Genomic DNA, 23,233 nt, shown 5'->3' with positions numbered 1-23,233 from the left:
GCAAGCCCCTCACGCGACCCAAGAGCGCTGCGATTACCTGCAGTTGGGTACGACGCCCTGCGCCTTGGCGTAGCGAGCGGTGACCCACCCCTTGGGCACGTTGACGCGGTACCAGGTTCGGTTACCAAAGACCGGCTGACCGGCCTTCTTGCAGACCACGTTGATGGTCTGGCGGTAGCGGTAAGCCCCCACTACAGCCGAGTTGGACGTGGGCTGCCGACGCACGAACAGCCCGGCCTTCGAGGTGACAACTGCCTTGACCACCTTCGCGTTGGGCGCCGCGGGAACGGTGAACGTGCCCTTCGCCACCCACTTGCCGCAGCCGACTCCCCCCACCACGACCTGGTGACCGCCAGGCGCAGCATTCGCCTTCACCGCGGCCCGGCCCGTGTACATCAGCGGCTTGGTCTTCTTCACCAGCACCACCGGTTTGGCGAAGGCGGCGGACTTCGCCTGCACCGAGCGACACGTCTTGGGAACGCCGACGACCTTCACCGTGACCGCGGCCCTCTGCCCGACCGAGGCCGGGGTGACCGTGACCTTCGGCTCCGCTCTCGGCCCATCCAGCGCCGATGCCGGCGCGACACCAGTGAACGCCACAGAGGCGAGAGCAACCACCGCACACCTGCCCATTGCACTACGAACCATGACTTCGCTTCTCCTTGGTGACGTGCCAGACCCCTTACCGGAGCCCAAACTTCCGCTGTGCGGGAAACATAAAACTGACACCAGGAATACGAAGCGATCCCTCGCCCGAACACGCGCCTCATCACCAGAATGCAGGAACGGGTCAGCGGCAGCTGGACCCGTCCGCCAACCAGGCTGGCCCGGCACCGCCGATCGCGCCGGCAGCCATGGCCACGGTGGCCGCCCCGCCGCCGCGAACGGGCCGCCCACGATGCAGGCGCGCCGTGAAAGCCCCGCATGCGTCTCGGCCGGGCGACGGGATCTTCGCATCAGGCGCTGGGCATACCGGGCAACTCGGCGGGGCCGGTCAGATCGCGGCGGGCAGCGCGTTGTCCAGGAGGATCTCCGCCGCTGTCCGCGCATGCCGGCCGTAGTTGGGGTCGTCCAGCACCATGGCGCGGCTGGCGGCGCCGTCTGCGAGGGTGACGAGTTGCTCGGCGAGGGTGGAGGGCTCGCGGCAGCCCAGTTCCGTCACCAGGTCGGCGACCAGGCCCACCATCAGCAATTTCCGCTCGCGGGCATAGGAGTGGACCGCGTTCTGCGGGTCAGGAAACTCCACGGCGGCATCGATGAACGGGCATCCGCGCACCGGATTCGTGCCGGCCGGGGGCGGGTCGAATAGCGCGAGGATTCGCTCCCTGGGAGGGATGCCCTTTTGTGCCAACGCGCCCTCCAGCGTGCGTCCCGTCGAGACGAGGTCCTTGAGGTGGGCGAGGACCAGCTCGTCCTTGGTCCTGAAGTGCGCGTAGAGGGTGCGCTTGGACACCGGTGCCCGCTCGGCGATCTGTTCCATGCCGGTCGCGTTGATCCCCTGGGCTGCGAACAGTTGGGCTGCGGCGGCCAGGATGCGCTCCCGCCCTCCGCGTCCCTGCCGTCGAGACGCCGTCCTCACCGTGGTCATGACGTAAGTATACGTTCTCGTTTACTTCAGAGGGGAGGGCTGACTACAGTGTGATCCATGTAAACGATTCCGTTTACTTCGATGGACCGAAGGAGAGTTCCATGAGCGGACCGATCACCACCCGGACGCGCACGAGCGAGACACCCACCGGCGGAACACGAGCGTGGGAGTACGCCGAGCAGTTGATCCGCGGGCGCCGCGCGACGCGCGCCTTCCGTCCCGACCCGGTGCCCGAGGACACTTTGCGCGGGATCTTCTCCCTGGCCGGCGCCGCGCCGTCCAACTCCAACGCGCAGCCGTGGCGGGTGGAAGTGGTCGGCGGCGCGCGGCGAAACCGTCTGGCCGACGCCCTGCGAACGGCTCATGCGGAACGGCGCGTCACGGCCGACTACCCCTACTCCGAGGACATGTACGCACCCGTTCACCAGGAGCGGCGGGCCGCCTTCGGCGCCGATCTGTACGGAGCGCTGGGCATCGGCCCCGAGGACCACACGGCTCGCGCGGCCTACGACGCGCGGAGCCTGGGCTTCTACGGGGCGCCCCATGCCGCGTTCCTGTTCGTCACCGGCGACGGCGGGCCGCGACTGGCCGCCGACGTCGGCGCCTACCTGCAGACGCTATTGCTGTCCATGACCGCCTATGGCGTGGCCAGTTGCCCGCAGGGTCTGCTCAGCTTCTACGCCGACACCGTCCGCGACCAGCTTGGAGTGGACGAGGGGAAGCTGCTCGTGGGGGTCTCTTTCGGTTACACCGATGAAGACGCGTCGGTGAACCGGGTCATGACCGGCCGGGCGGCACTGGAGGCAACCACCACGTTCCACATCTAGCCGCCCGAAGGCACTGCCCAGACACCGCGGTGATGCTTGTCTACCGCCTGCTTCCCCTCCCAGTAGGCCCCCGGTGCTGCTCAGGGAGGCGAGCGCAGCCCTTCCTGACGCGGGACAGCGCGCTGCTCCACGACGTTCTGTCCGACGTCGGGAAGTGGGCCGACACGCTCAGGCCAAGGACTCGAAGTAGGCCTTCTGCGCGGGGTAGTAGTCCTCGAAGTCAGGCCGTGGCCCGCCCGTGCGGGCGGCGGTGAGCATGTCCAGGTAGTACTCCCAGCCCGGACCGGCCTGACCAAGGTGCTCTGTGGAGGCCAGATGCTGGATCAACCGCAGTTCGGTGGTACCGCCGCTTTCGGCCAGCAGCAGCTCCATCGACCAGGATCCGGCCTCGTCCTCCATCGAGACGGCGAGTCGGCGCGGCGGTTCACAGGCTTCGATGCGCAGGGGACACCAGGGCGCCGACTCCTCGAACACCATCTGCACCTCGACGGTGCCGCCGACCGCTCCCCGGCCGCGCCAAGGGCCGAACCAGCGGGCGGTGCGCTCCGCCTCGGTGACACTCGCCCAGACGTCGTCGGCGGAGGCGCGGTAGCTGCGGGTAAGGATCAGATCGTGCCCCGTTGGTGTAGGGATCAGTCGTCCGGTGGGCTCGAGGGTCATGCCGTGTCCTCCTTGGAGTGGCGCGCGGTGGGCTGATCGGTGGCGGGCTCAGCCCGGTTGCGGTCCCGTCGGGTGCGGTGGACTTCGGTCTCCAACGCCGCCAGGCGCTGTGCCCAGTCGACACGCTGGGTCTCGAACTGGGCGAGCCAGGCGGCGAGGTCGCCCAAGCGTGAACGGATCAGGGAGTAGCGCCGATGGCGGCCGGTCTGCTGGTCCTGGACCAGGCCGCTCTCCCGCAGCACGCGCAGGTGACGGCTGACAGCGGGGCGGCTGATGACGAACCGGGCAGCGATGTCGCCAACCGTCAGCGAGGTGGGGCGCAACATCATCAGGATCTCCCGGCGCACCGGATCGGCGATGGCGTCGGCCACCTTGCTCAGCTCGTCGTCCACACCCAAAGCGTAACCGATTGGTTACGCGTCCAGAAGAGCCAATCCCAGATCGGCTGTGTGCACCAAGTGGTGCCTACCGCAGGGGTGATCGCCCCTACTCGCCACCAGCCTTGGCGCCGACCGAACTACACCCCTGAGGGCGACCACGAACGTGCCTCCTCATCGCAAGCAACCGATCGGGCCGCTCGGGCGCTGGGCTGGCTCAACCGTGCGCGGAGGCCGAGGTCCATGCGCCGAACCACTGCTCCGCGCCCCACTCCTCGAACCGCTCCACCTCGCTGAACCCCAGCTTCGCCGCGAGGCGCATCGAGCGGTTGTTGGCGATCTGGGTGCAGAGCACCACCGGCTCGCCGGGGAACGCGCCGGCGAACCAGGCGAGTGCCGCTGTGCACGCCTCGGCGGCGTACCCGCACCCCCACGCTTGCGGCAGGAACATGTAGCCGAGCTCGGCCTCCTCGGCCTGCGGACAGATGTGTCCCGGACGTTCCGCGTCGCGCCGGTCGAGAAGCGTGATCGTGCCGATCATCGCCCCCTCGAGAGCGATGACGAAGAGACCGGGGCGACGCCCGGGCACCTCGGGCACGGAGCGTTCGAGCTCAGCACGCGGACGAGGGCCACCGAGATGGGCGCGTACCTCGGGCGAGGCGAACAGCTCGATGAACGCCGCACGGTCGCGGGCCTCGGACTCCCGGAGCACGAGCCGCTGGGTCCTGATCGGAGCAGGTGGCCAGGCGACGGGTCCGAGCACAGTCATGCGGGCGAACCTACCGCACCTGTTCGGGGTGATTGGGGCAGGTACAAGTCCGCGTGCACGAACCGATCAGTTGCCTCGGCGTGGTACTCCGCACACGGCATCAAGGACGAGGGCCAGAAGCCGGTTGGCCTGGTCGGTGTCCTCGTCACGGACCGTGGACAACGCGATCCCGGTGACGAGTTGGACCAGATCTCCGGCGGCCAGGTCGGCGCGTGCGGTTCCGCGCTGTTGCGCCCGGGCCAGGAGACTGGTTGCCGCGTTCAGGATCGGTTGATGGCAGTCGAGGTGCGGCGCACCGGGCTCGTTGACCATCAGAGCGCTGCCCATGCCGTGGTCGGCACGGGCATGGACCAGGAAGGCGCCCAGCCATTGCGCCAGGGCGTCGTCGGCGGAGTCCGAGGTGCACAGCCTTTCCGCTTGCCCGCACAGCACCTGAATCCGGTTCTTGAGTACGGCGGTCAGCAGCGCCTGGCGGTTCGGGAAGTGACGGTACAGGGTCCCCGGCCCCACCCCGGCCCGGCGGGCAATCTCATTGAGGGACGCGCCGGGGCCGGTTTCGGCGAACACTTCCTGCGCGGTGGTCACCAAGCGTTCCCTGTTCAGGCGCGCGTCCGTGCGCTTGAGCGATTGACCGGCGTCACCGTGTCCGAACGTCATGCGTCACCATCCTGCCCTTCGGCTGCCCCCGGATCTAGCAAAGTGGAGAAGTTCTCCGTATCGTAGCGGCTCGCAAACGGAGAACCTCTCCGGAAAGCTCTGACTGAGGAGTATCCATGACGGACGGCGCATCGACGGAGCTCGGCCGGGTCGGGATCTGGACTCTCGCCTTCGAAGGGCAGCCCGCCGGACGGGTGCGGGAATCAGCCGCAGAAATCGAGGAGTTGGGATACGGCGCCCTTTGGTACGGCGAGGCGTTCGGCCGCGACACGGTGGGCCAGGCGTGGCTGCTCCTGTCGGCGACCCGTCGCATCGCTGTCGCATCCGGCATCGCCAATATCGCCTTCAGGGACCCGATCGCCACTGCCGCCGCGGCGCGCACCCTCGGTGAGGCATTCCCCGGACGCTACGTACTCGGCCTGGGCGGGCACCGTGTCGACGACACCGTTCACGAAGTGGACGGCTACCCCGTACCGGCCCGTGGCAGAGCGGTGGCGACGATGCGCTCCTATCTGGAGGCCATGGACGCGTCACCCGCCCATGGTCCGAAACCAGACCCGGCCCCGCACCGCGTTCTGGCCGCCATGGGCCCGAAGATGCTCAAGCTGGCCGCCGATCACGCTTGGGGTGCGCACACGTACTTCGTGCCCGTCGAGCACACCGCACGGGCACGTCAGATCATGGGACCAGATGCGTTTCTCGGCGTCGAGCAGGCCGTCGTACTCGACCATGACCTCGGCCGGGCCCGGGAGGTGGCTACAGCGCATGTCGCCCCGTACCTCATGGCACCGCACCAGGAGGCCAGCGTGCGCCGGCTCGGCTTCGGGGACGACGACATCGTCGGCGGTCCAAGCCGCAGGCTGGTGGACGCGATCGTCGCCCACGGAGACACGGAAGCGATCCGCCGACGCGTTCAGCAGCACTTCCAAGCTGGAGCCGACCACGTCTGCCTGCAGGTACTGACCGCCGACCCGGCCAGGCTGCCGCAGCGAGAATGGCGCGAGCTCGCCCCCGCTCTCGCACCCCGCCCTTCTGGCTCGGCCATCCCCCAGTAAGCAGCCGGCCGCGGGCGCCGGATCGAGCCGTCACCTCTGCCTGCCAAATCAAGAGCTCGGCCTGCCGACTGAGCCGCTCCATCACAAATGCGGGCATCACCTTACGAACTGTTCTCTGACGGCCGGGAGACCAGATCAGGCTCGCGTCCACCATCGCCCTTTCCGTCACCGGTATGGCCCACCAGTTCGGGCGGCCCCGCCTGCACGGCCGGAACGATTGGCAGCATCCCGGCGGATCCCGCCGGGCCCCCGTCAAGGAAGGGAGACGTCATGCGCCGTCTCAGCACCGCCCTCTTGGGAGCCGCCGTAATCGTCGGCACCCTCACCGTTCCCGCCCACGCAGCCCAGGCCACCGCAGCACCTGCCGCATCCGCAGCTGCTCCCGGCGACCCTCTGCCCCCGATCAAGATTCCCGAGATCAAGCTCCCCGAGATCAAGCTGCCTGAGATCCCCGGAGTCGAACTGCCCCAGCTCCCCCAGCTCCCCCAGCTCCCCCAGCTCCCCGGGCTCCCCGGGCTCCCCGGGCTCCCCGGGCTCCCCGGATTGAACTGACCGGGGCGCGGCGATATGACGCCGTGTGAAACTCGGGGCTGAGGTCATCCGTAGGCCGGCGGTACAGCGGACGGCGTCGCACCCGCCGGTTCATGGCCGCCCCTACCGGCCACCCTCCCAGCGGACGGGCGGGCCGCCGGAGTGGGCACAGGGCTCGATCGAGGGGACGGGCAGTCCTCCCCGGGTGGGTCCTCTGCCGTGTCCATCCCGACCGGGGGTGAATGCGTACGGCCTGATCATGGGCCGGGTCCCTCCGCCCACGGAGTGGAAAGGCCATGGTCTGGGGACGATGCCGACCTCCTCAGCACTTGAGGCCGATGATGCCCCACCCGCGCCCCGCGGCCTCGGTCACTACTTCCCCCCATTCGGTGACGAGGGCAGCAAACGACGAGAAGTCGCTGATCCACCCGCCAGTGAGTTCGCCGAGGTGCTGCTCGAAGGGGTCACGCAGGGACGGCAGACTGGGTTCGCCCCGGGTCCAGAAGTGGTGGAGGGCCGTCACGTCCTCGGGTAGGAGCCACCGCATGACCTCTGGGCACCAGTGGTTCTCCCGCCCCACAACGGCGGGGGCGAAGGGAGGGTCGGCGAACTCCCAGTTGTATTCGCCCCAGAACAACGGAGCACTGAACTCATCGAGCGCCGCGCGCAGTTCGGGCCTGACGAACGGTCGCATTTTGTCCCAGCGTTCACCGGCCCAGAAGTGCGGCTTGTAGGAGGTAAGGGTGTTGCGGAACTCGTAGCGTGCGTACCAGGAGCCGCTCTCGGCCTCAGGCCAGGTCCAGCCCTCCGGCTGGTCCGCCTCCCGGACGTCGTCGTCACTGCCGAACGCGGCCGTCTCCACCAGGCCGGCTCGCGCCTCGACCGGCGCCGCTTCTATGTACGCGCAGTCGACGATGAGAAGTTCCATGCACAAACCCATCCGGCGAGCGTAGACCAGCCCTATGCGGGCTCCAGCGACGTGCCTGTTCAAGTGAGCCAAGGTCCCGTGACCGGCCCGACGTCAGAACCAGGTGGCACGCTCTGCCGTCATGAACAAGCAAGAGTTTTGGCAGCTCATCGAAGCGGCCCGCAATCAGGTGCCCGACCCGAACGACGGCGAAGATGTCGCCCGCCGAGCAGCCTCGCAGCTGGCCGGCCATCCGGCCGAGAGATCGTCGCCGTCCCCGATGCCCTGGCAGAACTGCCCGTCGTGCGCGCGTCAGCAACCGACGGAATCGACCTTGAGTGCGAGGAGGTCCTCAGCATCGCCTGGAATGCCCACATCATGGCGACCGGCAGGCAGCTCCCCGACGATGCGTTCACCATCCGCTACCCGGAGCTGGACCCCGCCTGGAACTTCGATTTCGACGACCACAGCGAAATGGCTCAGCGACTGCCCCGCTTGGCAGCTCTCTATCTGGAGTAAGGCGAAGATCGGAGTCACAAGGCGAGGTCAACAGCAAAGAGGGCGACTACTCCTGAGCGTCGCTCTCCGCACAACACCGGCTCTCAGCGGCCGAACTTTTCGATGGCCGCCGGTGTGACGGGGGTGAAGAAGTTGACCAGGTTGCCGTCGGGGTCGCGGAACAGGAGCGAGCGGTTGCCCCAGGGCAGTGTGGTGGGCTCGTTCACGAAGTCCTCCACGAAGCCGGTCAGGTTCTGGTGCACCCCATCCACGTCGTCGACGAGAAATTCGAGGATGACGCTGTGGTTGTCGGCCGGGCGGGCTGATCCGGGCGCGAACAGCGGGACCGTACGGGTGCTGCCGATGGCGAGGGTGGCCGAGGCGATCCTGAGTTCGGCGAACTCCTCGGTGGACCAGTCGGCGGCCACGCCGGCGGCGCGCTCGTAGAAGTCGACGAGGCGGGCGACGTCGCTCGTGATGATGCGGACAGACACGAAATCCATGGCTCTTCTCCAGGTCGTTGCGGGCTTCTGAACTGAGGCTATGACCAATACCGGGCGAAACCCGCCCGGTATATCGGCGAGACTTGCGCCCATGCCTCGTCCCATCGCCCGCGTCCTCACCCTCCTTGAGCTTCTGCAGTCGGGCGGCATCAGGACCGCGTCCGAACTCGCCGGCCGCCTCGACGTCGACGAACGCACCGTGCGGCACTACATCAGCCACCTCGTCGACCTCGACGTGCCCGTCGAAGCGGTCCGTGGCCGCTACGGCGGCTACCGGCTCTCCCCCGGACACCGCATGCCCCCGCTGATGCTCGGCGACGACGAGGCCCTGGCCGTGTTGCTCGGCCTGGTCGCGGGCCGACGCGCCGGCCTGACGGCCGCCACCGGTACGGCCAGTGAGACGGCGACCGCCAAGATCCGCCGAGTGCTGCCCGAGCGGCTGCGGCTCAGACTCGACGCCGTGCTCGCCTCCCTTGCCTTCACCGCTGAGCCCGGCGAAACAGCCGCCCCGGACTCGGGGGTCCTGCTGGCGGTCGCCGACGCGGTGAACCACCACCGGCCGATCTTGATCCGCTACACCAACACGAAGGGTCGCCCCAGCCAACGCACCCTGCACCCCTATGGGCTCGTCGCCCACTCCGGCAAGTGGTACGTGACCGGGGCGGACCTCTCGGCCGGCGGCCAGAACCGCATCTTTCGGCTGGACCGCGTCAGCGACGTGCGGACCCTGCCGGGCTCGTTCGAACCGCCCGCAGGACTCGACCCGGCCGAGCGCGTCCTGACAGGGCTCGCCACGGCTCCGTACCGGCATGCGGTGACCCTGCGCGTCCACGGCACGGCCGAGCACATTCACACCCGGCTTCCGCCGAGCGTCGCGCTCGTGGAGGAACTGCCCGCCCTGGAGGCCCCGGACAGCACGGACGCGCCGGATGAGCCGTGGTCGTGCGTAGAGATGCGCGTGGACCGGCTCGACTGGCTGCCTGCCGTACTGGCCTCGCTGGACCGGCCCTTCGTCATCGAGCGCCCGGACGAGCTCCGCGACCTCGTCGAGGCCTTCGCCGCACGGCTCGTGCGCTGCGCCCGGGCCGAGCATTCCTAGCGACCCGATTCGTCGGGCGTGTCTCAGCGGAAAGCGGCGATGTTGCGGGTGACCCAGGCGTCGAAGCGGCGCGGGGCGCGGCCCAGTACGCGTTGCACGTCCGGGCTGATCCGCAGTTCGGCCGGGTTCGGGGCGGAGATGATGTCCAGGGTGTCGTCGGCGAGTTCGGCGGGCACGAACCGGGTCATCGCGGCCTTGGCCTCGTCGCGGGTAAGTTCCTCGAACCGTACGGGCGAGCCGAGCACGGCGGCGATCGCCTCCGCCTGCTGACGCGGTGTGATCACTTCCGGCCCGGTCAGTTCGTACACGCCACCGGTGTGCCGCTCGTCCAGCAGGCAGGCCGCCGCGACCTCGGCGATGTCCGCCGGGTCGATGACCGGCACCCCCACGTCGCCGAACGGTGCGGCGACCGTTCGCTGCGTTCGGACGGACTCCGCCCAGGCCAGGGCGTTGGAGGCGAAGCCGCCCGGCCGCAGGACGGCCCACTCCAGGCCCGCCTCCCGCAAGGCGTCCTCCAGCGCGCGCATCGCGACCCGTGTCGGGCCGAGCGGTCTGGTCGCCACGCCCTGCGAAGACAGCAGGACGACCCGGCGGGCGCCGCAGGACGCGGCCAGGTCGATGAGGTCGGCGGGCCTGGCTTCGGGGGCGTGCAGGTTACCCGACAGCAGGAGGAACAGTGCCTTCGCCCCCTCCAACACCGGCTGGAGGCTTGCCGGTTCGGCCAGATCGGCGATCGCGTGCCGCACCCCGTCCGGCATATCCGCCGCACGCCGCGACACCGCCGTCACCTGCTCGCCCGCATCGGCCAGAGCCTGCGTCAAAGGCCGTCCCACGTTTCCGGTAGCCCCGGTCACCACGATCATGTTCAGCTCCTATGTCGGTTGTGCGCTGCGGCTGTGCACGGTGGTTGTGCACGGCGGGAGTTGACGCTAGGAGCCGGGCTTACTTTCCGTAAGGACATACCCAGAGGTAAGCTCCGGACATGGAGGAAGGCACGCAGGTGACAGGGGCCGAAGCGAGCCCCCGGTATGAGGTGTTTCACACCGACTGCCCCGCGCGGGACATGGTCGACCACGTGACCAGCAGGTGGGGCATCTGGGTGCTGATCTCCTTGCGAAACGGCGACCTTCGGTTCTACGAACTGCGGGACAGCATCCAGGGCGTCAGCGAGAAGATGCTGGCCCAGACCCTGCGCGCTCTGGTCAAGGACGGCCTGGTCTGGCGGGCGGTAGAGCCGACGACGCCGCCCCAAGTCACCTACGGGTTGAGCGAGTTCGGCCGACACGTCAGTGAACCGCTGACGGACTTGTTCAACCGGATCACCGAGCGGCTGCCGCCGCCCAGACCGGCGTAGCGCAGGCGCCCGTCACTGCCCCCTCGGCGGGCCCCTCCCATCCGGGTCCGAATCTGCACGTGGGTGGGCCGGCGTCTGGTGGTCTGAGTCGAGCAAGAGCTGCGTCACGACCGCGGCGAGCCAGAAGTCCCCCGTATCAGCCGGCGGGGGAACGTCAATCCGCCTTCCTGAACAGTTCCGACATCCGCTCCCCCGTCTCATGGCCGAGCAGCTCCGTCGAGTCCACCCCGATCAGTCCGACCCGCCCGGCCAGTTCCCGGCCGTGGACATCCACGGCGGCCTCGATGAGCCCGGCGAGCGCCTCCAGGGCCGTGCGGGCACGGGAGCGGGCCACCGCTGCGCAGCAGAGGGCGACCAGCCCGGCCGGCCACCACCAGCAGGCGAGCACGGCGTAGCCCACGGCCCAGGCGGCGAGGCGGGCGGCGGCGCTGAAGGAGTCGTGCGCCGACTGAATGTGGCGCACGGCGGGTTCGGGCAGGATCAGCCACAGCCGAGGCCAGAGAGCGGCGAGGTCCACGCCATAGGCAGCCTCCACGCGGTCTGCCGTCGCCTGCATGCGGTCGCCGTACCAGGTGGGGCGGGTGGGTTCGCGCAGTGCCACGCGGTTGCGGGCATCCGTGAGGGCCTGGATCCGCCCAAGGGCCCCGGCCGGAGTCGGCACCGCGCCACCGCCATCGCCATCTTCGGCATCGGAGAAAGCATCGGTGCGCGTGAGGGGGTAGGCCGCGTCGAGCTCCCGCTCGCGACGCACCCACGTGCGCCTGCGTCGGTCGACGAGGGCGTGCGAGACGGGGTCCCGGGCGAAGCGCAGCCAGTACCGCTCGATCACGCCACCGAGGAACTGCGCGACCAGCGAGGCCGCGGTCGCGGCGAGCAGGACGAGCACGATCACGAGCGCGGCAGTCCCGGTGCGCTCGAGGGCGGGGCGGGCGGCGAGGTCGTCCAGGGTGGTGCGCAGCCCCTCGAGGTCGTTCCAGCGGCGGTGGCCCAGGGTGGTACCGATGGCCGCGGCGGCGAGGAAGAGGGCACCGGGCAGCACCAGCAGGTTCAGCCAGCGTTCGGTGAGTTTGCCGCCCAGGGTGGCGAGGAGAGGGTTCATCACCGTGCGGGGCCCAGTCGGCCCTTGCGCATGCGGGTGTCGTTGACGGCGCAGTGCGGGGCGGGGAGCAGGTCGCGGGCCCGTGCGACGCGGCTGCACAGGGCCGGTCCCGGGCACAGGGCCACCTTGATGTGGGGCGCGATGCCGGGGGCTACCCCGCCCCGAGAGTCGTTGACCAGGCCGCGTGCGTCCCCGCTCTGGCGCAGCAGCCTGTCCAAGGCACGGAAGTGGGCGACGAGTTCGTCGGAGTCGGCGCCTGAACGCAGCAAGTCCCTTGCCTGCTCGGCCGTTTCCCGGATCCCGGGCTGCCGCAGGTCTTCCGGTGAGCCGAGCAGCGCGCACAGCGCCGCTGCCGCCCTGCGGTCGGGTCGCGGGGAGTCGGGAGATGCGGTCATGGTCCAAGTGTGCCGTACATCAGGCAGAGTTACGGGGGACTTGACGTGCCGTCGGAGGTGACGGCTGGGGGGAGCGAAGCCGTGAGGTACGACCGGGAGTGGTTCTTCCAGGCGGTCAGCGTGCGCCTCGACCGGGCCTTTACGGCGGAGGGCGGTGTGGACGCGGACGTGGTGTTCGGCCCCCTCGCGGATGCCGAACTGCGGGGGCTGCTGCGGACCTGCGACACGAGCACCGACATGGCGGCCCGGCACGCGGCCGGCTGGCTGTGCGCCGCCCGCGCGATGGCCGCCCCGGACAATCGCGGAACCGTCCACGGGTGCATGGCCGGGACCTTGCTCTATCCGGTGTGGGTCTCCGACCCGCGACTGGTGCCGGCGCAGTTGTCGGCGGGCTATGCGGCCAACGATCCGGCCATGCACCCCGATCCGGCCGACGCGGACGGTCCCGACGCGTGGGCGGCCCAGGTCGCCGCATTCAAGATCGTCGTGGAGGGGCGGCAGCACAACCCGCCGCCGGGCGCCTCCGAGGACGTGCGACGACTTCACGAGATGGCCGTGGCCCTCGCCGCCCTGCCGTTGCCGCCCGAGGCCCGGCTCGCCAGCGTGATCGGGCTCGGCAGCCTCGCCGTCCTCGCGACACCGGAGTACGACCCCTGGTTCCCCGACCGGCTCAAAGGCATGGCCGACATCGTGACCCTCACGGGGGCGACCTGGCCGTTCGGGGACCTGGCGGACGCGGATCCCGTCCGGTTCATCCACGGCGCCCTCAAGCAGATTCCGGCCGACTCCCCCGAACGGCCTCGCGTTCTGACCGGTCTGGGCCGCCGGCTCCTGGACCGCTACCTGGACTCGCACGATGGCGAGGACCTGCACGAGGCCGTGGGCATCGCGCGGGATGCCTTGGCCCACCTGCCGCCCGGCGACCCATATCTGCCCCACTCCTTCAGCGCCCTGGGGGCCGCTCTGGTGCTGCTGCGGCAGGTGGAAGGAGCGACGCCCGAGGAGTGCGACGAGGCGGTGGACGTGTGCCGCCGGGCCGGCGCCGGCCATCCGAGGGGACCCGCGGCGGCGGGCCACGATCTGGGCATGGCACTCGTCCTCAGGGCGCACCACACCGGCCGCACGGCGGATCTCGACGAGGCGATCACCGTGTTCACCGAGGCCCTGCGGGCGGCCGGGAATCCAGGTGAGACCGCCGCCCTGCGCAACGCACTGGGCAACGCCCTGCGCGCCCGCTCCGTCGCGACCGGCTCGCGGGCCGACCTGGACGCGGCGCTCGCTCTCACCGACCACCCTCGGACCGCTGCCTCCGCCAAGGCGGCGGGGCCGCAACCGCCGCTCATCGCTCCCGCGATGGCCCTGTACAACCGCTACCTCCTGGACCCGAGGGCGAACGGAGCGGACCTGGACGAGGCACTGCGCCAGCTCCGGCACGCCGAAGGACTCATGCCGCCGGGCCACCCGGACCGTCCCGCGGCGCTCGACGACCTGGGCCTGGTGCTGGTCGCCTGCCATCAACGATCGGGAAAACCGCAGGAGTTGAACGACGCCGTATCGGCTCACCGCGAGTCGGTGGCACTCACCCGACAGGGGCACGGGTCACTCGGACTGCGGCTGCTCAACCTCGGTGCCGCGTTGAGTCTGCGGCACCTGCTGACCGAGGACGGCGACGACCTGCGGGAGTCCCGGGAGTGCCGACGACGGGCCTTCGACCTGCCCGGCATGGGCCCGGCGCACCGGGCGGCGCTGTTGAGCTCGACCGGGCTCAGCCTCCTGACGGGCCTCGAACGTGTCCCCGACCCCGTGGCCCGACTCGATGAGGCGGTAGGGCTCCTGCGGGAGGCGCTCGCCCTCACCCCGGAGGGCGACCCGAAGCTGCCCCGCCGCCGCCACAACCTCGCCGTCGCCCTGCTGTCCCGCATCTCGAAAACCCTGCGGATCGGCGAGGCCCGCGAGGCCCGCGAGCTGGCCGACGCGGTGATCGCGGCGCTGCCCCCGGGCTCCCCCGACCTGCCCGGTGCCCTCACGGTCGCCGCGGGCGCACGGCTGATCAGCCCCCTCGCCCTGCTGTCATCCGGCGCCCGGAACGAGGCGGTCGCGCTGTACCGCCGGGCGGTCGAGGCCACAGCGCCCGGCCACCCCACCCGCACGCAACGCCTGTCGAACCTCGGAGGCGTCCTGCGCACCCCGGGACCCCGCCGCCGTCGCCGCCCGGCCGACCTGGTCGAAGCAGCCGAGCGGTTCCAGCAGGCAGCCCTGGAACAGCAGTGCGCGCCCGTCCTGCGCCTGGACGCGGCCCGGTCCTGGGGCGAGGTCCGCGCCGAGCTGGGTGACTGGGACGGCGCCCTGGACGGCTACGTTGTGGCGGTCGACCTGCTGCACGCGGTCGCACCCCGCCATCTCGTCCGCGACGACCAGGAGTTCCTGCTCAGCCGCACCGTCGGCCTCGGCGCCGCCGCCGCTGCCTGCGCGGTGCGCTGTGGCCGGCCCGGGCTCGCCGTCAAACTGCTCGAACAGGCCAGGGGCGTGATCCTCTCCCACGCCTTCGACGCCGACAGCGATCTGACGCGGCTGCGGGAGCATGCCCCCGGTCTCGCCGACCGCTTCGAGGAGCTGCGCCAAGCCCTCGACACGGCGACCGACAGCCAGGGGTTACTCGCCGAGGAATCGCCCGGCCCCGCCGACGCCCGCGCCGATGTACGCCAACAACTGGCCGCCGACTGGCGGGACCTCACCGCCCAGATCCGCGCCGAGCACCCCGAACTGGGCCTGCTGCGTCCGGTGCGGGAGTGGGACGAGGACGAACTGCGCGCCACGGCCGCGGCGGGACCCGTGATCCTGGTCAACGTCTCCCCCTACGGCAGCGACGCCCTGATCGTCACCGAGCACGCCATCAAGGCCGTTCCGCTTCCGGGCCTGGACCCGCAAACGACGGCAACACGCCGCCAGACCTTCCAGGACGCGCTGATCCGCATCGAGACACCGGGCACCTCGCGCAAACAGTCGCAGCGCGCGCAGCAGGACGTACGGGACACCCTCGCCTGGCTGTGGCAGACGATCACCGGACCGGTCCTCGACCATCTCCCCACGGCAGTACGCGTGTGGTGGTCGCCCGGCGGCCTCCTGGGCACCCTGCCGCTGCACGCGGCGGCGCCCCACGACGCCGCTCCGGGCGCCCTCGACCGCGTGGTCTCCTCCTACACCCCCACCCTGCGCGCCCTGCACCACGCCCGCCGACGCACCGCACGCCCCACGGGCACCGGAACCCTCATCGTCAGCGCCGCCCAGGCCAGTGGACAGGCCCCGCTGCCCGGCGCACGCCGTGAGGCCGACCACCTGGCCCGCCTGCTGCCCGGGGCCACGCTCCTCGCGGACACCTCCGCGACACACTCCGCGGTCGTCTCGGCCCTGCCCCGCCACCCCTACGCCCACTTCGCCTGCCACGCTCTGGGCGACCTGGAACGTGCCTCCGGCAGCCGGCTCGTCCTGCACGACCACACCGAACGCCCGCTGACCGTACGCGACCTGGCCCGACTGCGCTTGCCGTCGGTCCGGCTCGCCTACCTGTCCGCCTGCGACACCCTGCGCACCAGCCCCGAACTCGCCGACGAGGCCGTCCACATCGTCAGCGCCTTCCAGATGGCCGGCTTCCCCCATGTCGTCGGCTCCCTGTGGCACGTCGACGACGAGATCGGGGCGGACGTCGCGCTCAGCGTGTACGACACCTTGAACAGGGGCGATGGCACACTCGACGTCGCCCGCACGGCCGAAGCCCTGCACCGCGCCGTCCGCAGCCTGCGCGACACCTACCCCCACACGCCCAGCCTGTGGGCGTGCCAGGTCCACGCGGGGCCGTGACGATCCGCCTCGGGGAGATCCGGGATGTTCGCCGCAGTTGGAGGGATGGAGGATCCAGAGCTCCGGGTCGTGGGGTGGGGCCTGGTTGGCTCGTGGTCAGTGGGAAGGGGCCGTCGGCAAACGAGGCCGTAGCCGTCACGACTGTGCGGTGAGGAAGGTCAGCACGGCATCCAAGAACTCCGCCTCCCCTTCGATGTTCGCCATGTGCACGGTGGGCAGGACGGTGAACCGCGCGCTGGGGACGGTCGCGGCGAGCTCCTTGCCGTGGTCGGCGGACGTGACGGTGTCGTGTTCGCCCGCGATGACCAGTGTCGGAGCCTCGATGAGGGTGGCTGTGCGGCGCAGGTCATAGTCGCGCACCGCAGCCCAGCTGCCGGCCACGCCCTCGCGTTGCGTGGTGAGCAGGGTGCGGCGGAAGCCCTCGACCACCTCGTCGTCGCCTCCCAGCATGCGGGCCGGGAACCAGTTGTGCAGGAACATCTCCGCAGTGGCCTGCATGTCGGGCGCTGCCAGCAGGTCGGCGATCGGTCGATCCCACTGACTGGCCGGGCCGAGGTAGGCGGCGGTGTTGGAGAGCACCAACCGGTCAACGCGCTCCGGAACGTGGATCCCCAGCCACTGCGCGACGATTCCACCCAGAGAAAGGCCCAGTACGTGCACCCGCTGCAGCCCCAGGGCGTCCAGCAGCTCCACGACGTCGCGCCCCAGCCGGTCCAGGGAGTACGGGCCCTTCGGGACATCTGAGGCGCCGTGTCCGCGTGCGTCGTAGCGCAGCAGCCGGAAGTGATCCGTCAGCGCCGACACCTGGCCATCCCACATGTGGAGGTCGGTGCCGATGGAGTTCGAGAGCAGCAGCACCGGCTTGTTCTCGTCACCGTCGAAGCGGTAGGCGATGCGGACGCCATCGCCGGTGGTGATGGCAGTACGGGCTTGTGACGTCATGTCAGCTCCAGTGATCTAGCGGCTATGCGCTCAGCCTAGGAATGCCATCTGCAGACTTCCATTACAAAGATCAGACGCAGCCTGTAGGTTTTCTGGACGATGTCGAATTTCACGCTCCACGAGTTGCAGTGCTTCAACGCCGTTGTGATCGATGGCGGCTTCCAGGCCGCCGCCGAGCGGCTGCACCGCTCGCACCCTTCCGTGTTCGCAGCAGTCGCCAAGTTGGAGCGCCAGCTGGGCCTGGACCTGCTGGATCGCTCGGGCTATCGGGTTCAACTCACCGAGGCGGGGCACGCCTTCCACCGCAAGGCGCGCCTCCTGCTGCACGAGGCCGAGGAACTGCAGACCTACGCCGCACAGTTGGCGATGGGCGAGGAAGCCGAACTGCGCGTGGTACTCGGCGACCTGTGCCCCCTTCCACCGGTGCTGGAGATACTCAGCCGCTTCTTCGCGCAGTGCCCACAGACACGACTGCACCTGCAGTTCGAGACAGTCACCGGTCCATGGGAGCGGCTGCTGGAGGACGAGGCCGACCTCATCGTGCACCGCGTCCCCAAGAGCGACGTGCGGATGGAATGGATCGACCTCGGCCGCGTCGCGCTGATCCCCGTCGTGGCACCCGGCTTCCTGCCCTTCCCTCCGGACGCTGACATCACACCGCAGCGGATGCAGGCCTTCACCCAATGCGTGGTGCGGGACTCGGCGCGGCATCCGTCCGAACCGGGCCATTTCCTGGTCGAAGGCGCGCCCCAGAGCTCTGTTCCGGACCACCTCATGAAGAAGGAGCTGATCTTGCACGGCATGGCTTGGGGCCACGTGCCGCGATTCCTGATCGAAAAGGAGTTGCGTGACGGAAGCCTGCTCTCCATTGCCGGACGGCACTTTCCCGGTGTGGTCGAGGATCTCTCGGCAGCTCGTCGGCGCGACCGCCCGCACGGACCCGTCGCCGAACAGCTATGGGACTTCTTGACCCGCCACGCACCGCTCCTGCAGCCGACGCTGGGCCATGTACCCAAGGCGAAGTGAGCATTGCGCATTGAGCACGGACGCGCCATGCGTCAGCTCGGCACGGATGACGACCTGTCCACGTGGCCGGCCACCAGGCCCGCGCCGACGCCCCCCCGTCGTCAGGCGCGGCGTCGTAGCCGCTCAGCGATGCCATGCGTCAGCTTCATCTGAACGTCCTCAAGGTTCCATTTCCCCTTCTGGTACGCCTGATTGCTCACCCAGAACACCAGGATTCCGTCGCGGCGGAATCTGGCGAGCGTCGCCAGCGACCAGTCGTTGCCCCCGTCGTGCCAGACACCCGGGCCGTCATCGGAATCCACGACGACCCAGCCGTAGCCATAGGCAGCGTCCAGCTCCGGCACCCGCACCTGCGGAGCGAACAGCTTCCGCTTCGCGGTCGCGGACAGGACATTGTCGCCGGCGAGGGCGCGATGCCAGCGGAACATGTCCCGGGCCGTGGAGAGCATCCCGCCGTTGCCGCGCAGATTCCAGGACGGCCCATCTGGCGCCCACGCGTGGTCCATCGGCCGTCCCTGCGCTCGCCCGTGACGGTCGTACTCGACGGCGACCTGCTCGCGCTTCCACGCGGGCAGCACATAGCCGGTACGGGTCATCCCCGCGGGCCTGAACAAGTTCTGGGCCAAGTAACGTTCATAGCTGAGGCCCGAGACCTTCTCGACAATCGCGGCGAGCACGCTGTAGCCGGTATTCGAATAGCGAAACTCCTTGCCGGGAGCCGACCGCAGCCGGGCTTTCAGCACCCCGTCCAGCAACTCCCCCCGCGACAGCGGTTCGTAGTCGTCACCGAGCGATTCGGGCAGGCCCGCCGTGTGCGTGAGGAGCTGGTGCAGGGTGATGTCCCGCTTGTCCTTGGGCACGGAGCTCAGATGCGCACCGATCCGGTCGCTCACCCGGAGCTTCCCGCTCATCTCCAGCTTCAGGATCGCGGCGGCGGTGAACTGCTTCGTGATCGACATGACGTCGTACACGGTGTCGCAGGTCGCGAGTGTCTTCGCCGCGCGGTCGGCGAGTCCGCGGCCCGCGCAGTGCTGGAGCCTGCCCCCTCGGGCGGCGGCCACGGTGATGCCTGCCCCCTGCGGGAGTACGCGGTCGAGGTAGCGGTCGATGTCCGGATCCGCCGGGTCCCGGCTCGCCGGGGCCCCTCCCGCCTTCCCGCCACCGGACCCTGTTCCGGCCACGGTGTGCACATTCGAACACCCCACCAGTGCGAGCACGAGCAACAGCACGAGGGAACCGAGGCGGCCCACGTATGCCTCCAAGACAGCGACGACAGATGTGAGACCAAGGCTGTTCGCCGCTTACGAGCTCATTCAACGGATGTGCTGTTCGAGCTTGTGCGAGTCTGCCTGTACGCAGGTCAGCGACGTACACCGGAACCGGAGGGACCCGCATGACGCCACCACCCATGCCGCCCCACACTGCCGAAACGCCCGCGTTCATGGCGCAGTTGCGCCGCCTCAAGGCTTGGTCGGGCCTCAGCTACCGAGAACTGGAGCGGGCGGCTGCCACGGCCGGCGAGGTGCTGCCGTACTCGACGGCGGCGACCATGCTGCGCCGGGAGCGACTGCCCCGCGAGACCGTCCTGGTCGCGTTCGTCATCGCGTGCGGTCTCGACGCAGACGACACCCGGCGATGGGTGGCCGCCCGCCGTGAACTCGCGATGGGCGCAGAGCCATCCGCTACGCCTATCCCGCCCGACACACCCGTCACGCCCACCACGCCGACCACGCCGACCACGCCGACCACGCCGACCACGCCGACCACGCCCGCTATACCTGCCGCAGCGTCGCTCGTGCAGCGAATGCGGCCGCGCTTGCGGCATAGGTTCCTCGGCGTAGCCACGGCCTTCGCGGTCCTCGTCGGCGCGAGCGCGGCGGCCGTCGGCACCATGACCGCGCAGGAAGAGCAGGTGGAGGTGAGCACCCAGCAGCCCTAAAAGATCCACTGGCGATTCACGCATCGACTGCGGTGGCCCGTTCAATGCCCCACCTGCGTTTGATCAAGTGGTCCTCTCAGCGCCGCCCAGGCACGAGAACCGGCGGTATCAGTTGCTGGTCCGGGGCCGTGTAGGGGTCGGCGGGGCGGTACGCACGCGCCTGCGTTCGGTCGGGGAAGCGGGCACAGGGGCTGCTCCCAAGTCCAGTGACCTCCCTGAAATCCGCATCCCAGTGAATCGACAGCCGGTAGCCGTACTTATCGGCGATCACGCCGAAGTTCTGCTTGTTGATGGATTCGCCCCATTCGACGTCCCAGCCCTGTGCCGCCAGATGGCGCTGCAGACGGCCGAAGGCATCCCGTACCCCGGTGTCGTCCTTTATGACCGCGGTCCAGCCATGCTGAACGTTGTAGACCCCGTCGAGAGGCTCGTCCTCCATGGCTTCCAGGCCATCGGGATAACACTCCCCCGTCGAGGCGGAGTTGCTGGAACGGTGCTCAGCAGAATCCTTTGGCCCGGGCCGGGGCTTCAGCACGGGCCCGAGATTCAGTACACGGTAGGCATCCTGGTTGTGGGCCGCGATACGCCGCAACATTTCCGGCGGCGGCTCTTTGTCGTACCACTCCGGCCAGCCATACATCACAAACCAGGCACCGGCGCCGAGCAGGGCCACTGGTGTAACCAGAAGGGCAATGATCCGGCGCCGTCGGCGCCTGGTCGCGGGGGCGGAAACGGGTGCAGTCATGGACCTCACGGTAGGCAGCCCCACGCCGATGCGAATCCGCGCAAGTACTCATATCGACCCTGCGTACCCGGGTGACCAGGCACGCTGCGCCCTGCCGCACGTCCGGCGCAGGCCGGTCGTGGCCTTCCTGTGGGGGAAGCTCAGCTCACCTGGGTGTGACGCTGGTGGCGGTTGCTTCGGTGGCCCTGATGGCTTGCGCCGTGGCCTCGAAGGCTTCCGCGGTGATGGCCCAGCGCTCGTGATCTCGCCATTCGCCGTTGATGAGCTGGAAAGCCCTGGAGAAGCCCTCCGCCTCGAATCCGAGGCGCTTGACCAAGTTCAGTGAAGAGACGTTGTCGGGTTGGATGTTCGCTTCCAGTCGGTGCAACTTCAGTTGACCGAAGGCGTGCTGCAGGACAAGCCTGAGCCCCTCCGTCATGTAGCCCCGGCCGGTCGTGGACGCGTACGCGGTATATCCAAGGGTGCCGCTCTGGAGCGCACCTCTGACGATGTTGTTGATGTTTGCTCCGCCGACGATCGCACCGGTGTCGCGCAGACAGACCACGAATCCTTCGTGAGTTGGCTGCTCAAACCGCGCAAGATAGTCGTGGAAAGCTTCCTCGGAGAGTTCAGGCGTTCCCAGCCAACGCTGCAGCATGTCCGCGCTGGCCCTCCTCAGCGCGACCACCTCTTCGTAGTCCTCACGCACTATGTGACGAACGGCCACCCGCGGCCCTTGCAGGAAGTAGTTGGATGTGGTCATCCGCGGATCTTAGGGGCTGCCTCACGTGGCGCGTTTCGTGAGCCTTTTGTAGCAGGTCGCGGTGGCGATCATGACCAGGCCTCGGCTCTGCCAGTCGGTGGGCTCGCCGGTTCGTACACTGGCCAGGGTGGAGGACCATACGGCTACCAGGATCGATGCACGTCCGGCGCCCGCCTTGCGGCGGTACGTCGGCTCGTATGTCGGATTCGACCTGCGCGGGTTTCCGGCGGGGGTGCACTGCGGGCCGCCGGGCCGCGTGCTCACTACGGTGATCAGCCTGTCGGGCCCTGTGGAAGTGGCGGCGGGCGTCGACGACGGGTCACCGGTCACCCGGTTCGACGGCGTGGCGGGCGGTCTGATGTCCCGGTCCGTGGCGATCCACCACGACGGACGCCAGCACGGCGTGCAGGTGTCGCTGACACCGCTTGGGGCGCGGGCCGTCTACGGCATGCCCGCCGCTGCCCTCGCCCACCAACTGATCCCACTCGAGGTTCTCCTCGGAGCGCTCGGCAGCGAGCTGATCGACCGGCTCAGAGCGGCGAGGACATGGGCGGCGCGGTTCGCCGCGCTGGATGAGGTGCTCCTACGAGCCGTTACCCGCACCACCGGCGACCGCGCGCCCCAGGCGGGGCCCGAGGTGGCCGAGGGTTGGCGCCGCCTCGTCGCCGCGCGGGGCCGCCTTCAGGTTGGGGCGCTCGCCGCAGAACTGGGCTGGAGCCGCCGCTACCTCACCGAGCGCTTCCGCGGTGAGGTGGGGTTGTCGCCCAAGATGTTCGCCCGAGTGCTGCGCTTCGAGCACGCGCACGAACTGGCGACGGCGCACGCACCGCTCCCCTGGGCCGAGCTGGCGAGCGTCTCCGGCTACGCCGACCAGGCCCATCTCGTGCGGGACTGGCGCGAGTTCACCGGCCGGTCGCCCACAGTCTGGCGTCGCGGCGAAATCCTCCTCGGCACCGGGTAGCCGCCGGCCGGCTGTCCCTCGCGGCGGCCTTCGTTCCCATTTCTTCAAGACCACCCATCCGTCGTCCTGTGACGATCGTCGGCATGAGACTCCTCGACCACGAACGCGAAGCCATCGACCTGCGCACCACCCCCGTGCACCTCGGACTGGGATCGAGGGCGAAACCCATCGAGGGTTTCGCCTGGGACCCGCAGGTGCTCCAGGCCTACAGCGCCGCGGTAGCGGCGGACGGCGCCGAGGGCCGAATCGTGACGATCTTCGATGGTGACGGCCTCGGCGACGAGTGGGAGCGTCACCCCTCCGGCGACGAACTGGTCGTCTGCCTCAGCGGGTCGGTGACCGTCACCCGCGAGGTGGACGGGGTTCCCGAGAGCGTTTTGCTCGGGCCGGGCCAGGCCACCGTCAACCCGGCCGGGGTCTGGCATGCGGTCGACATGGCGGGGCCGTCGTCCATTCTGACCATCACCGCCGGCCTGGGCACCGACCATCGCCCCCGGACCGACGCCCGCCCCACCGAGCACGCCGCCGCGCCCGGTTCGCAGGTCCAGTGAGGCGAAGCTTCACGTGCCTCGGCGACAGCCCCACCCCTGCGGGAATGGGACCGGCCACAGGCCAGGAAGACTGCTGCGCTTGGGGGATACGAATACCCGCGGCGGGCCGCGCCGCCACGACTTGATCGGTTGGGTTGATGTGACCGCCCT

26 protein-coding genes are annotated in these 23,233 nt (G+C 69.5%); 11 read left to right on the top strand and 15 right to left on the bottom strand.

Annotation, left to right across the window (positions count from 1 at the left end):
- Window positions 1–33: 33 nt before the first annotated feature.
- Window positions 34–648, bottom strand: a complete 615-nt coding sequence (locus tag ACWFRU_RS37285; protein WP_453692549.1) for an SH3 domain-containing protein — start codon at window positions 646–648, stop codon at window positions 34–36.
- 346 nt (window positions 649–994) lie between these two features.
- Entirely contained in the window at window positions 995–1,588 is a 594-nt protein-coding gene (locus tag ACWFRU_RS37280) for a TetR/AcrR family transcriptional regulator (RefSeq protein ID WP_453692548.1), read from the bottom strand.
- 101 nt (window positions 1,589–1,689) lie between these two features.
- Between ACWFRU_RS37280 and ACWFRU_RS37275 the strand changes: the two genes are divergently transcribed.
- A complete protein-coding gene (locus ACWFRU_RS37275; RefSeq protein WP_453692547.1) occupies window positions 1,690–2,415 on the top strand; it encodes a nitroreductase in 726 nt (241 codons plus the stop codon).
- A gap of 168 nt (window positions 2,416–2,583) precedes the next feature.
- On the opposite strand, the gene ACWFRU_RS37270 is transcribed toward ACWFRU_RS37275, so the two are convergent.
- From ACWFRU_RS37270 to ACWFRU_RS37255, 4 genes are all read right to left on the bottom strand, one after another.
- Window positions 2,584–3,075, bottom strand: coding sequence for an SRPBCC family protein (locus tag ACWFRU_RS37270; RefSeq protein WP_453692546.1), 492 nt, complete (start codon window positions 3,073–3,075; stop codon window positions 2,584–2,586).
- Window positions 3,072–3,467, bottom strand: coding sequence for a metalloregulator ArsR/SmtB family transcription factor (locus ACWFRU_RS37265; protein ID WP_453692545.1), 396 nt, complete (start codon window positions 3,465–3,467; stop codon window positions 3,072–3,074). Before ACWFRU_RS37265 ends, ACWFRU_RS37270 begins: the two co-directional genes overlap by 4 nt.
- Before the next feature lie 202 nt (window positions 3,468–3,669).
- On the bottom strand, window positions 3,670–4,221 hold the full coding sequence (locus ACWFRU_RS37260; RefSeq protein WP_453692544.1) for a GNAT family N-acetyltransferase: 552 nt from the start codon (window positions 4,219–4,221) through the stop codon (window positions 3,670–3,672).
- Between the two features lie 66 nt (window positions 4,222–4,287).
- Window positions 4,288–4,878: a TetR/AcrR family transcriptional regulator gene (locus ACWFRU_RS37255; RefSeq protein ID WP_453692543.1), complete on the bottom strand. Its 591-nt coding sequence runs from the start codon at window positions 4,876–4,878 to the stop codon at window positions 4,288–4,290.
- Between the two features lie 116 nt (window positions 4,879–4,994).
- Between ACWFRU_RS37255 and ACWFRU_RS37250 the strand changes: the two genes are divergently transcribed.
- Window positions 4,995–5,933: a TIGR03620 family F420-dependent LLM class oxidoreductase gene (locus ACWFRU_RS37250; protein ID WP_453692542.1), complete on the top strand. Its 939-nt coding sequence runs from the start codon at window positions 4,995–4,997 to the stop codon at window positions 5,931–5,933.
- Between the two features lie 270 nt (window positions 5,934–6,203).
- Complete coding sequence (locus ACWFRU_RS37245; RefSeq protein ID WP_453692541.1) at window positions 6,204–6,485, top strand: hypothetical protein; 282 nt, start codon at window positions 6,204–6,206, stop codon at window positions 6,483–6,485.
- Between the two features lie 301 nt (window positions 6,486–6,786).
- Here the strand turns inward: ACWFRU_RS37245 and ACWFRU_RS37240 are convergent, their stop codons facing one another.
- Window positions 6,787–7,392, bottom strand: a complete 606-nt coding sequence (locus tag ACWFRU_RS37240) for a hypothetical protein (protein WP_453692540.1) — start codon at window positions 7,390–7,392, stop codon at window positions 6,787–6,789.
- 282 nt (window positions 7,393–7,674) lie between these two features.
- Between ACWFRU_RS37240 and ACWFRU_RS37235 the strand changes: the two genes are divergently transcribed.
- Window positions 7,675–7,890: a hypothetical protein gene (locus ACWFRU_RS37235; protein WP_453692539.1), complete on the top strand. Its 216-nt coding sequence runs from the start codon at window positions 7,675–7,677 to the stop codon at window positions 7,888–7,890.
- Between the two features lie 83 nt (window positions 7,891–7,973).
- Here ACWFRU_RS37235 and ACWFRU_RS37230 read toward each other — a convergent pair whose 3' ends face one another.
- Complete coding sequence (locus ACWFRU_RS37230; RefSeq protein WP_453692538.1) at window positions 7,974–8,372, bottom strand: VOC family protein; 399 nt, start codon at window positions 8,370–8,372, stop codon at window positions 7,974–7,976.
- A 91-nt stretch (window positions 8,373–8,463) separates the two neighbouring features.
- Between ACWFRU_RS37230 and ACWFRU_RS37225 the strand changes: the two genes are divergently transcribed.
- On the top strand, window positions 8,464–9,471 hold the full coding sequence (locus tag ACWFRU_RS37225) for a helix-turn-helix transcriptional regulator (RefSeq protein WP_453692537.1): 1,008 nt from the start codon (window positions 8,464–8,466) through the stop codon (window positions 9,469–9,471).
- 23 nt (window positions 9,472–9,494) lie between these two features.
- Here the strand turns inward: ACWFRU_RS37225 and ACWFRU_RS37220 are convergent, their stop codons facing one another.
- Complete coding sequence (locus ACWFRU_RS37220; protein ID WP_453692536.1) at window positions 9,495–10,334, bottom strand: SDR family oxidoreductase; 840 nt, start codon at window positions 10,332–10,334, stop codon at window positions 9,495–9,497.
- Window positions 10,335–10,453: 119 nt separating this feature from the next.
- Here ACWFRU_RS37220 and ACWFRU_RS37215 point away from each other — a divergent pair, with 119 nt between their 5' ends.
- Entirely contained in the window at window positions 10,454–10,825 is a 372-nt protein-coding gene (locus ACWFRU_RS37215) for a winged helix-turn-helix transcriptional regulator (RefSeq protein ID WP_453692535.1), read from the top strand.
- A gap of 154 nt (window positions 10,826–10,979) precedes the next feature.
- Here ACWFRU_RS37215 and ACWFRU_RS37210 read toward each other — a convergent pair whose 3' ends face one another.
- Window positions 10,980–11,924, bottom strand: a complete 945-nt coding sequence (locus ACWFRU_RS37210; protein WP_453692534.1) for a hypothetical protein — start codon at window positions 11,922–11,924, stop codon at window positions 10,980–10,982.
- The gene (locus tag ACWFRU_RS37205; protein WP_453692533.1) at window positions 11,924–12,319 is read right to left on the bottom strand and encodes a hypothetical protein; all 396 of its coding nucleotides are present in this window, start codon (window positions 12,317–12,319) and stop codon (window positions 11,924–11,926) included. Before ACWFRU_RS37205 ends, ACWFRU_RS37210 begins: the two co-directional genes overlap by 1 nt.
- An 81-nt stretch (window positions 12,320–12,400) precedes the next feature.
- On the opposite strand from ACWFRU_RS37205, the gene ACWFRU_RS37200 reads away from it, so the two are divergent.
- Entirely contained in the window at window positions 12,401–16,177 is a 3,777-nt protein-coding gene (locus ACWFRU_RS37200; protein WP_453692532.1) for a CHAT domain-containing protein, read from the top strand.
- Window positions 16,178–16,312: 135 nt separating this feature from the next.
- On the opposite strand, the gene pcaD is transcribed toward ACWFRU_RS37200, so the two are convergent.
- Window positions 16,313–17,119: a 3-oxoadipate enol-lactonase gene (gene pcaD, locus ACWFRU_RS37195; protein ID WP_453692531.1), complete on the bottom strand. Its 807-nt coding sequence runs from the start codon at window positions 17,117–17,119 to the stop codon at window positions 16,313–16,315.
- 99 nt (window positions 17,120–17,218) lie between these two features.
- On the opposite strand from pcaD, the gene ACWFRU_RS37190 reads away from it, so the two are divergent.
- Window positions 17,219–18,145: a LysR family transcriptional regulator gene (locus tag ACWFRU_RS37190; RefSeq protein WP_453692530.1), complete on the top strand. Its 927-nt coding sequence runs from the start codon at window positions 17,219–17,221 to the stop codon at window positions 18,143–18,145.
- A 101-nt stretch (window positions 18,146–18,246) separates the two neighbouring features.
- Here the strand turns inward: ACWFRU_RS37190 and ACWFRU_RS37185 are convergent, their stop codons facing one another.
- Window positions 18,247–19,407, bottom strand: coding sequence for a serine hydrolase domain-containing protein (locus tag ACWFRU_RS37185; RefSeq protein ID WP_453692529.1), 1,161 nt, complete (start codon window positions 19,405–19,407; stop codon window positions 18,247–18,249).
- A gap of 131 nt (window positions 19,408–19,538) precedes the next feature.
- On the opposite strand from ACWFRU_RS37185, the gene ACWFRU_RS37180 reads away from it, so the two are divergent.
- Window positions 19,539–20,084, top strand: coding sequence for a hypothetical protein (locus ACWFRU_RS37180; protein WP_453692528.1), 546 nt, complete (start codon window positions 19,539–19,541; stop codon window positions 20,082–20,084).
- A 76-nt stretch (window positions 20,085–20,160) separates the two neighbouring features.
- On the opposite strand, the gene ACWFRU_RS37175 is transcribed toward ACWFRU_RS37180, so the two are convergent.
- Both ACWFRU_RS37175 and ACWFRU_RS37170 read right to left on the bottom strand, forming a co-directional pair.
- Window positions 20,161–20,829 (bottom strand): hypothetical protein, encoded by a 669-nt coding sequence (locus ACWFRU_RS37175; protein WP_453692527.1) that lies wholly within the window; start codon window positions 20,827–20,829, stop codon window positions 20,161–20,163.
- 145 nt (window positions 20,830–20,974) lie between these two features.
- The gene (locus tag ACWFRU_RS37170) at window positions 20,975–21,571 is read right to left on the bottom strand and encodes a GNAT family N-acetyltransferase (protein WP_453692526.1); all 597 of its coding nucleotides are present in this window, start codon (window positions 21,569–21,571) and stop codon (window positions 20,975–20,977) included.
- A gap of 127 nt (window positions 21,572–21,698) precedes the next feature.
- Here ACWFRU_RS37170 and ACWFRU_RS37165 point away from each other — a divergent pair, with 127 nt between their 5' ends.
- Both ACWFRU_RS37165 and ACWFRU_RS37160 read left to right on the top strand, forming a co-directional pair.
- Window positions 21,699–22,532 carry a helix-turn-helix domain-containing protein gene (locus ACWFRU_RS37165; protein ID WP_453692525.1) on the top strand — a complete coding sequence of 278 codons (834 nt, stop codon included), beginning with the start codon at window positions 21,699–21,701 and terminating at the stop codon, window positions 22,530–22,532.
- A gap of 83 nt (window positions 22,533–22,615) precedes the next feature.
- Window positions 22,616–23,083 (top strand): cupin domain-containing protein, encoded by a 468-nt coding sequence (locus tag ACWFRU_RS37160; protein WP_453692524.1) that lies wholly within the window; start codon window positions 22,616–22,618, stop codon window positions 23,081–23,083.
- The last annotated feature ends 150 nt before the right edge of the window (window positions 23,084–23,233 follow it).

The organism is Streptomyces sp. NPDC055099 (assembly GCF_053607685.1).
Note: the sequence above shows the minus strand (reverse complement) of the source record. Positions and strands in the feature narration are given on the sequence as shown.

Excerpts from the sequence above, each read along its gene's own strand:
- ACWFRU_RS37270 (WP_453692546.1), bottom strand. The coding sequence starts at position 3,075 with ATGACCCTCGAGCCCACCGGACGACTGATCCCTACACCAACGGGGCAC.
- ACWFRU_RS37170 (WP_453692526.1), bottom strand. The coding sequence starts at position 21,571 with ATGACCACATCCAACTACTTCCTGCAAGGGCCGCGGGTGGCCGTTCGT.
- ACWFRU_RS37250 (WP_453692542.1), top strand. The coding sequence starts at position 4,995 with ATGACGGACGGCGCATCGACGGAGCTCGGCCGGGTCGGGATCTGGACT.
- ACWFRU_RS37220 (WP_453692536.1), bottom strand. The coding sequence starts at position 10,334 with ATGATCGTGGTGACCGGGGCTACCGGAAACGTGGGACGGCCTTTGACG.
- pcaD (WP_453692531.1), bottom strand. The coding sequence starts at position 17,119 with ATGACGTCACAAGCCCGTACTGCCATCACCACCGGCGATGGCGTCCGC.
- ACWFRU_RS37160 (WP_453692524.1), top strand. The coding sequence starts at position 22,616 with ATGAGACTCCTCGACCACGAACGCGAAGCCATCGACCTGCGCACCACC.
- ACWFRU_RS37275 (WP_453692547.1), top strand. The coding sequence starts at position 1,690 with ATGAGCGGACCGATCACCACCCGGACGCGCACGAGCGAGACACCCACC.
- ACWFRU_RS37205 (WP_453692533.1), bottom strand. The coding sequence starts at position 12,319 with ATGACCGCATCTCCCGACTCCCCGCGACCCGACCGCAGGGCGGCAGCG.
- ACWFRU_RS37280 (WP_453692548.1), bottom strand. The coding sequence starts at position 1,588 with ATGACCACGGTGAGGACGGCGTCTCGACGGCAGGGACGCGGAGGGCGG.
- ACWFRU_RS37225 (WP_453692537.1), top strand. The coding sequence starts at position 8,464 with ATGCCTCGTCCCATCGCCCGCGTCCTCACCCTCCTTGAGCTTCTGCAG.
- ACWFRU_RS37230 (WP_453692538.1), bottom strand. The coding sequence starts at position 8,372 with ATGGATTTCGTGTCTGTCCGCATCATCACGAGCGACGTCGCCCGCCTC.
- ACWFRU_RS37255 (WP_453692543.1), bottom strand. The coding sequence starts at position 4,878 with ATGACGTTCGGACACGGTGACGCCGGTCAATCGCTCAAGCGCACGGAC.
- ACWFRU_RS37285 (WP_453692549.1), bottom strand. The coding sequence starts at position 648 with ATGGTTCGTAGTGCAATGGGCAGGTGTGCGGTGGTTGCTCTCGCCTCT.
- ACWFRU_RS37210 (WP_453692534.1), bottom strand. The coding sequence starts at position 11,924 with ATGAACCCTCTCCTCGCCACCCTGGGCGGCAAACTCACCGAACGCTGG.
- ACWFRU_RS37260 (WP_453692544.1), bottom strand. The coding sequence starts at position 4,221 with ATGACTGTGCTCGGACCCGTCGCCTGGCCACCTGCTCCGATCAGGACC.
- ACWFRU_RS37190 (WP_453692530.1), top strand. The coding sequence starts at position 17,219 with ATGTCGAATTTCACGCTCCACGAGTTGCAGTGCTTCAACGCCGTTGTG.
- ACWFRU_RS37245 (WP_453692541.1), top strand. The coding sequence starts at position 6,204 with ATGCGCCGTCTCAGCACCGCCCTCTTGGGAGCCGCCGTAATCGTCGGC.
- ACWFRU_RS37175 (WP_453692527.1), bottom strand. The coding sequence starts at position 20,829 with ATGACTGCACCCGTTTCCGCCCCCGCGACCAGGCGCCGACGGCGCCGG.
- ACWFRU_RS37180 (WP_453692528.1), top strand. The coding sequence starts at position 19,539 with ATGACGCCACCACCCATGCCGCCCCACACTGCCGAAACGCCCGCGTTC.
- ACWFRU_RS37240 (WP_453692540.1), bottom strand. The coding sequence starts at position 7,392 with ATGGAACTTCTCATCGTCGACTGCGCGTACATAGAAGCGGCGCCGGTC.
- ACWFRU_RS37215 (WP_453692535.1), top strand. The coding sequence starts at position 10,454 with ATGGAGGAAGGCACGCAGGTGACAGGGGCCGAAGCGAGCCCCCGGTAT.